Origin of the sequence: Neisseria dentiae (genome assembly GCF_024580525.1) — a bacterium.
Classification (GTDB): Bacteria; Pseudomonadota; Gammaproteobacteria; order Burkholderiales; family Neisseriaceae; genus Neisseria; species Neisseria dentiae_A.
On sequence record NZ_JANIKQ010000004.1, the window covers coordinates 133,444 to 139,518 of the forward strand.

General features: G+C 54.0%; 5 protein-coding genes and 1 pseudogene. 2 read left to right on the plus strand and 4 right to left on the minus strand.

What is annotated here, in order from left to right; all coding sequences use genetic code 11:
• Positions 1-71: 71 nt before the first annotated feature.
• Together aat and fur are read right to left on the minus strand one after the other, a co-directional pair.
• Positions 72-800, minus strand: coding sequence for a leucyl/phenylalanyl-tRNA--protein transferase (gene aat, locus NQ012_RS04275; protein ID WP_257066374.1), 729 nt, complete (start codon positions 798-800; stop codon positions 72-74).
• A 307-nt stretch (positions 801-1,107) separates the two neighbouring features.
• Positions 1,108-1,609, minus strand: a pseudogene (gene fur / locus NQ012_RS04280) (ferric iron uptake transcriptional regulator).
• A gap of 100 nt (positions 1,610-1,709) precedes the next feature.
• Here fur and NQ012_RS04285 point away from each other — a divergent pair.
• A complete protein-coding gene (locus NQ012_RS04285; protein WP_257066375.1) occupies positions 1,710-2,147 on the plus strand; it encodes an outer membrane protein assembly factor BamE in 438 nt (145 codons plus the stop codon).
• Between the two features lie 15 nt (positions 2,148-2,162).
• On the plus strand, positions 2,163-2,975 hold the full coding sequence (dapB, locus tag NQ012_RS04290) for a 4-hydroxy-tetrahydrodipicolinate reductase (RefSeq protein WP_257066376.1): 813 nt from the start codon (positions 2,163-2,165) through the stop codon (positions 2,973-2,975).
• Between the two features lie 437 nt (positions 2,976-3,412).
• On the opposite strand, the gene prpC is transcribed toward dapB, so the two are convergent.
• Both prpC and prpB read right to left on the minus strand, forming a co-directional pair.
• Positions 3,413-4,561: a bifunctional 2-methylcitrate synthase/citrate synthase gene (gene prpC / locus NQ012_RS04295; RefSeq protein ID WP_257066377.1), complete on the minus strand. Its 1,149-nt coding sequence runs from the start codon at positions 4,559-4,561 to the stop codon at positions 3,413-3,415.
• A 92-nt stretch (positions 4,562-4,653) separates the two neighbouring features.
• Complete coding sequence (gene prpB, locus NQ012_RS04300; RefSeq protein ID WP_257066379.1) at positions 4,654-5,529, minus strand: methylisocitrate lyase; 876 nt, start codon at positions 5,527-5,529, stop codon at positions 4,654-4,656.
• Between the last annotated feature and the right edge of the window lie 546 nt (positions 5,530-6,075).

Consider the following 6,075-nt stretch of genomic DNA (forward strand, 5'->3'; position numbering starts at 1 on the left):
TTTTCAGACGGCCTCGATAAATTGAAGGAACGTATTTTAACCTAAAAACGGTTGCGTGTTTTCAGACGGCCTCAGCTTATGCGGTTGGCAGCCAATACGCCGCTGCCTATGGGGTGCGCAAGCGGCTGCGCGGTCAGCCGCCGCAGGGCGGCTTGGAAGTCTGCAAAATCCATCTGCTCGGAGCCGAAACGCGCCAAGTGGGGGGTGTTTTGCTGGCAGTCGATTAATTCGATGCCGCATTCGGCCAGATAGGGCACGGCGAGGGCGAAGGCGGTTTTGGAAGCGTCGGCCTGTGCGGCAAACATCGATTCGCCGAAAAACACCCGCCCGATTTGCACGCCGTAAAACCCGCCGGCAAGTTTCAGACGGCCTGCTTGGTCGGGATACCAGCATTCAAAAGAGTGTGCGTGCCCCATTTCGTGCAGTTTGGTGTAGGCGCGCTGCATATCGCCGGTAATCCAAGTGCCGTCCTGCCCTGCACGCGGCACGGCGGCGCAGGCGGCGATAACGGCGGAAAAACTGTGGTTGGCGGTAACGGCGTAGGGTTTGTTGCGCAGGCTTTTGTGCAGTGAGCGGCCGATATGGATTTTTTCGGGGAACAGCACGGTGCGCGGTGCGAGGGCAAACCAGCAGATAGGCTGGTTTTCGCTATACCACGGAAAAATCCCCTGCGGATAGGCGGCCAGCAGGCGCTCGGGGCTTAAATCGCCGCCAACGGCCACCAGGCCGTCGCGCTCGGCAACGGCTTGTGCAGGGTCGGGAAAACGGCAGCCGTGCGGCGGTAAAATAGGAATATCCATTTCAGACAACTGTTCCGGCGGTTCGGGCGAGATATATAGTCAATCAACTTAAAGAAAAAATATACGTTATGCTCGGGCTTGCCCCGGGTATCTTGAGTTTCGGCAATATGAGATACCCGGGGCAAGCCTGAGCATGACGGAGCTGTTATTGTTATGAAGTAAGCGGTTTAATCATAATCGGGCAAAAAACAAGGCGGCATATTCAACGGCATCAAAAAAGCGGATTTGCCGCATATTGGGCCTAAAATGTTTCAGACGGCCTGAATATCGTCATCAGGCCGTCTGAAAACCATAGTAGGCAAACAAATCAGCGTTTGCCTTTCTGCTGGCATTCGCTGCACACGCCATACATATATAATGCGTGGTCCACCACTTTATAGCCGTTCTCTTCGGCGATTTTGTCTTGCAGGCGTTCGATTTCTTCGTTGTGGAATTCGGTTACTTTGCCGCATTTTACGCACACGATATGGTCGTGGTGGTCGCCCTGGTTCAGCTCGTAAACCGCTTTGCCGGTTTCAAAATGGTGGCGCAGCAGAATGCCCGCCTGCTCAAACTGGGTTAATACGCGGTAAATGGTGGCGACACCGATTTCGATGCCCTCGTCGAGCAGGATGCGGTAAACGTCTTCGGCGCTCAGGTGTTCTTCGGCGTGTGTTTCGAATAAGTCCAGAATTTTCAGGCGCGGGCCGGTTACTTTCAGGCCGTTGTCTTTTAACTGGGCGATATTGCTGAAATTATTTTCCATAATGCTCTCATACCCTTGTGGTGTAATTGCCGTTATAATACGCATTTTTAGCGGCTTTGCCCACTATTTGATAATAAAGGTTTTTAATGGCCTGAACCTTTCAGGCATATTGATAACTAACCATATCCGAGCCGGAAACGGCTGTTTGATGAAAGGTAAACCCAGTGAATAAAACCTTGTGTCTGGCCATTGCCGCCCTGTTGGGGCTGGCCGCCTGCTCTTCCGAGCGCGTATCGCATTTTCCCTCTTACAAACTGAAAGTGGTGCAGGGCAACGAATTGGATGCCCGCGCCGTGGTGTCGCTGCAACCGGGCATGAGCCGCGAGCAGGTTCAACTGCTGCTGGGCACGCCGCTCTTGCGCGATCCCTTCCATGCCGACCGCTGGGACTACACCTTCAACATCGCCCGTAACGGCGTAATTTCCGATCAGCGCACGCTGACCCTCTATTTCAATAACGACCAACTGGTGCGCGCCGAAGGTAATGCCATCGAACACGCCGTGCAGCAGCTTCAGGCAGAGCAGGCAGCCGCCCCGCGCCCTGTTCAGCAGCCGCAGCAACCCCAGCAGCCGCAACCCGTATTCCAGCCCGATTCGCAATAACCTCAGGATAAAAACATGACCGCATTAAGAATCGCCATCGCCGGTGCCGACGGACGCATGGGGCGCGTGTTGGTGGAAGCCGTCAGCCGCCACCCCGATGCCGTATTGAGCGGCGCACTCGAACACACCGGTTCAAACGCATTGGGTTTGGATGCCGGTTATGCCGTCGGCCTCAAAACCGGCGTGGCCATCAGCAGCGATACCGATGCTGTGCTGGCCGCCAGCGACGTATTGATCGACTTCACCCGCCCCGAACCTACGTTGGCCTATTTGGCACAATGCGCCGAGGCCGGTGTGAAAATGGTGATCGGCACCACGGGCTTTGATGAAGCAGGCAAGGCCGCCATTCAAGCGGCTGCCGAAAAAACCGCCGTCGTGTTCGCTGCCAATTACAGCGTGGGCGTCAACCTCACTTTCCATATTCTCGACACCGTCGCCCGCGTACTCAACGAAGGCTACGATATCGAAATCATCGAAGCGCACCACCGTCATAAAGTCGATGCCCCCAGCGGCACGGCCCTACGTATGGGCGAAGTGATTGCCGGCGCGCTCGGCCGCGATTTGAAACAATGCGCCGTTTACGGCCGCGAAGGGCACACCGGCGAGCGCGATCCGCAAACCATCGGTTTCGCCACTGTACGCGGCGGCGACATCGTCGGCGACCACACAGCCTTGTTCGCCGCCGACGGCGAGCGCGTGGAAATCACCCATAAAGCTTCCAGCCGCATGACTTTCGCCGCCGGCGCCGTGCGCGCTGCCGTGTGGCTGCGCAACCGCCAAAACGGCCTGTTTGACATGCAGGATGTTTTGGGTTTGAAAAATCAATAGCGTACTCTTTGTGATTATGTGAATGAATATCAGGCCGTCTGAAAATATTTTTTCAGACGGCCTGAGATGTAGGAAATCCTAACGTTATTTACAGTATTGTCCTTTGAATACTGTAAACAACGCTAGGATTTTCCATACCTAAACAACTTGCAAAGGTCTCTGGCCGATATTTTGCAAAAATCCGTTCTAATCCTGAATTTATTTATGTTTCTTCATACCCGGGCTTGGCCCGGGTATCTGCTATTTCTTCCAAAGCAACAAGATGCCCAGGTCAAACCCGGGCATAACACAGATTTTTTAAGATGAAGGAATAACCGGCAAAGCTTCATGCCTTCAAACACAAACCGGTGATAAAAAACTTCAGACGGCCTGTCATGCTTTACAAGGCCGTCTGAAGTTTTTAACGGTTGTGTTCCGTTATCTGCGGTAGGGCAGGATTAACGCTCTTCCATCGGTACAAACGGCAGGTCGTCGGGGCCGGTGTAGTTGGCGCTGGGGCGGATGATTTTGCCGTCTTGGCGTTGTTCCAAAACATGCGCGCTCCAGCCGGTGGTGCGTGAAATCACGAACAGCGGAGTAAACATGGCGGTGGGCACACCGAGTTTTTGGTAGGAAACGGCAGAGAACCAGTCGAGATTGGGGAACATTTTTTTCTCGTTCCACATCAGGGTTTCCAAGCGCTCGGCAATGTCAAAGAGGCGCATGTCGCCGGTTTCGGCGCTCAGTTCGCGCGCCACTTCTTTAATTACCACGTTGCGCGGGTCGGATACAGTGTAAACGGGGTGGCCGAAGCCGATAACGATTTCTTTGCGGCCGATGCGTTCGCGGATGTCGGCCTCGGCTTCGTCGGCGCTGCGGTAGCGTTTTTGGATATCATAAGCCACTTCGTTGGCGCCGCCGTGTTTGGGGCCTTTGAGCGCGCCGATGGCGCCGGTGATGCACGAATAAATGTCTGAACCCGTGCCGGCAATCACGCGCGAGGTGAAAGTGGAGGCGTTGAATTCGTGCTCGGCATAAAGAATCAGCGAAACATGCATGGCTTTAACGTGTGATTTGCTGGGGCGTTTGCCGTGCAGCAGGTGCAGGAAGTGGCCGCCGATGCTGTCTTCTTTGCTTTCTACTTTGATGCGTTTGCCGTTGTGCGAGAACTGATACCAATAAAGCAGCATGCTGCCCAGGCAGGCGATTAATTTGTCGGCAATGTCGCGGGCTTCGCTGGCGGGTTGGCTCTCACGTTCGGGGTGTACGCAGCCGAGCATGGATACGCCGGTGCGTAAAACGTCCATCGGGTGGGTGTGTGCGGGTAGGCTTTCGAGCACTTGGATCACGCGGATGGGCAGGCCGCGCAGGGATTGCAGTTTTTTCTTATAGGCGGCCAGCTCGAATTTGTTGGGCAGGTGGCCGTGAATCAAAAGGTGGGCAACTTCTTCGAATTCGCAGTGTTCGGCCAGATCGAGAATGTCGTAACCGCGGTAGCTCAAGTCGTTACCGCTGCGGCCTACGGTGCACAGTGCGGTGTTGCCTGCGGGCACGCCTGAAAGTGCTACGGATTTTTTGGGTTTGAAAGTCGGGGTTTCGGTAGTCATTCAGATTCTCCTTTATTGTGGATTTGGTGTTGTTTTTCAGACGGCCTGCAATAAGGCGGGGCCGTCTGAAAGGTTTTGGTAAAAGGTTGTTGTTATTTGCTGAACAGGGCGTCCAATTTCTGCTCGAAATCGTGGTAGTTCAGATGTTCGTAGAGTTCGGCGCGGGTTTGCATGGTATCGACCACGTTGGCCTGCGTGCCGTCGCGCATAATCGCTTCGTAAACGTTCAGTGCGGCTTTGCTGGCTGCGCGGAAAGTGGAGAGCGGGTAGAGCACGAGTTTCACACCATTTTCGGCCAGCTCCTGCTGGGTGTAGAGCGGGGTGGCGCCGAATTCGGTGATGTTGGCGAGCACCGGCACTTTCACGGCTTCAGCGAATTTTTTATACATACCCAGTTCGGTCATGGCTTCGGGGAAAATCATGTCGGCGCCGGCTTCCACACAGGCTTGGGCGCGCTCGATGGCGGCGTCCAAACCTTCCACCGCCAGTGCGTCGGTGCGTGCCATAATCACGAAGTTTTCGTCAACGCGGGCATCTACGGCGGCTTTGATGCGGTCAACCATTTCGCTTTGCGGCACGATGGCTTTGTTGGGACGGTGGCCGCAGCGTTTCTGCGCCACTTGGTCTTCGATATGCACGGCGGCCACGCCGGCGCGCTCGAAGTTGCGGATGGTGCGGGCGATGTTGAAAGCGCCGCCCCAGCCTACGTCGATGTCCACCAGCAGGGGGGTGTCGACGTTGTCGGTGATGCGGCGCGCGTCGATCAGCACGTCTTCCATGGTGGTGATGCCCAAGTCGGGAATACCGCACGAGCAGGCCGCAACGCCGCCGCCCGAAAGGTAGATGGCTTTGAAACCGCTATGGGTGGCAAGGCGGGCAAAATAGGCATTAATGCAGCCGACAACGGCCAGCGGGTTTTCGGTTTGAACGGCCTCGCGGAACCGCAGGCCGGCAGAGTGCTTACTCATTTGTAATGCTCCTTGTGTAATCTTTTTCTTGTGTAGGCGAATGTAGTAATTTTTAAAATTACTGTAAAACTCAAAATTCTGATGGAATCCATTAAAAATTTTGATGGCACGGCAACAGAGCTTTGCTGCATAAGGCGCAAGGGGATTTTACGCTTTTTCAGGCCGTCTGAAACCATTGATAATATATGCTTGAATTAATTATTTTTAAATGAAATCTGTTTGAAAAAACAAGGCGGTTTTGAATTGATGCGATTGAAACGAAACTAGGGCGTGTAGTCAGAAAGCGTTGCGGCGGTATTTTTGGTTAAAATCTGCATCTGCGGCGTTAAAAATGCTCGCAAGATGTCCAATCTTGCTGTACTTTTTGCCTTGCATCTGCAGATTTTTCCTCAAAAAACCGCTTCGCAAGCTTTTTGACTACACGCCCTTGTATGTTGAAACCGATGTACCATAGCAACCAAACAGGTTATCTGCCTCTGTACACGCCCTGGGATTTTTTAACATCCGTGTCTTAGCCAAACGAGCAGATAACCAACCATCACCACA

Coding starts and splice junctions, on each gene's coding strand:
- aat (WP_257066374.1), bottom strand. CDS start 800: ATGGATATTCCTATTTTACCGCCGCACGGCTGCCGTTTTCCCGACCCT.
- dapB (WP_257066376.1), top strand. CDS start 2,163: ATGACCGCATTAAGAATCGCCATCGCCGGTGCCGACGGACGCATGGGG.
- prpC (WP_257066377.1), bottom strand. CDS start 4,561: ATGACTACCGAAACCCCGACTTTCAAACCCAAAAAATCCGTAGCACTT.
- prpB (WP_257066379.1), bottom strand. CDS start 5,529: ATGAGTAAGCACTCTGCCGGCCTGCGGTTCCGCGAGGCCGTTCAAACC.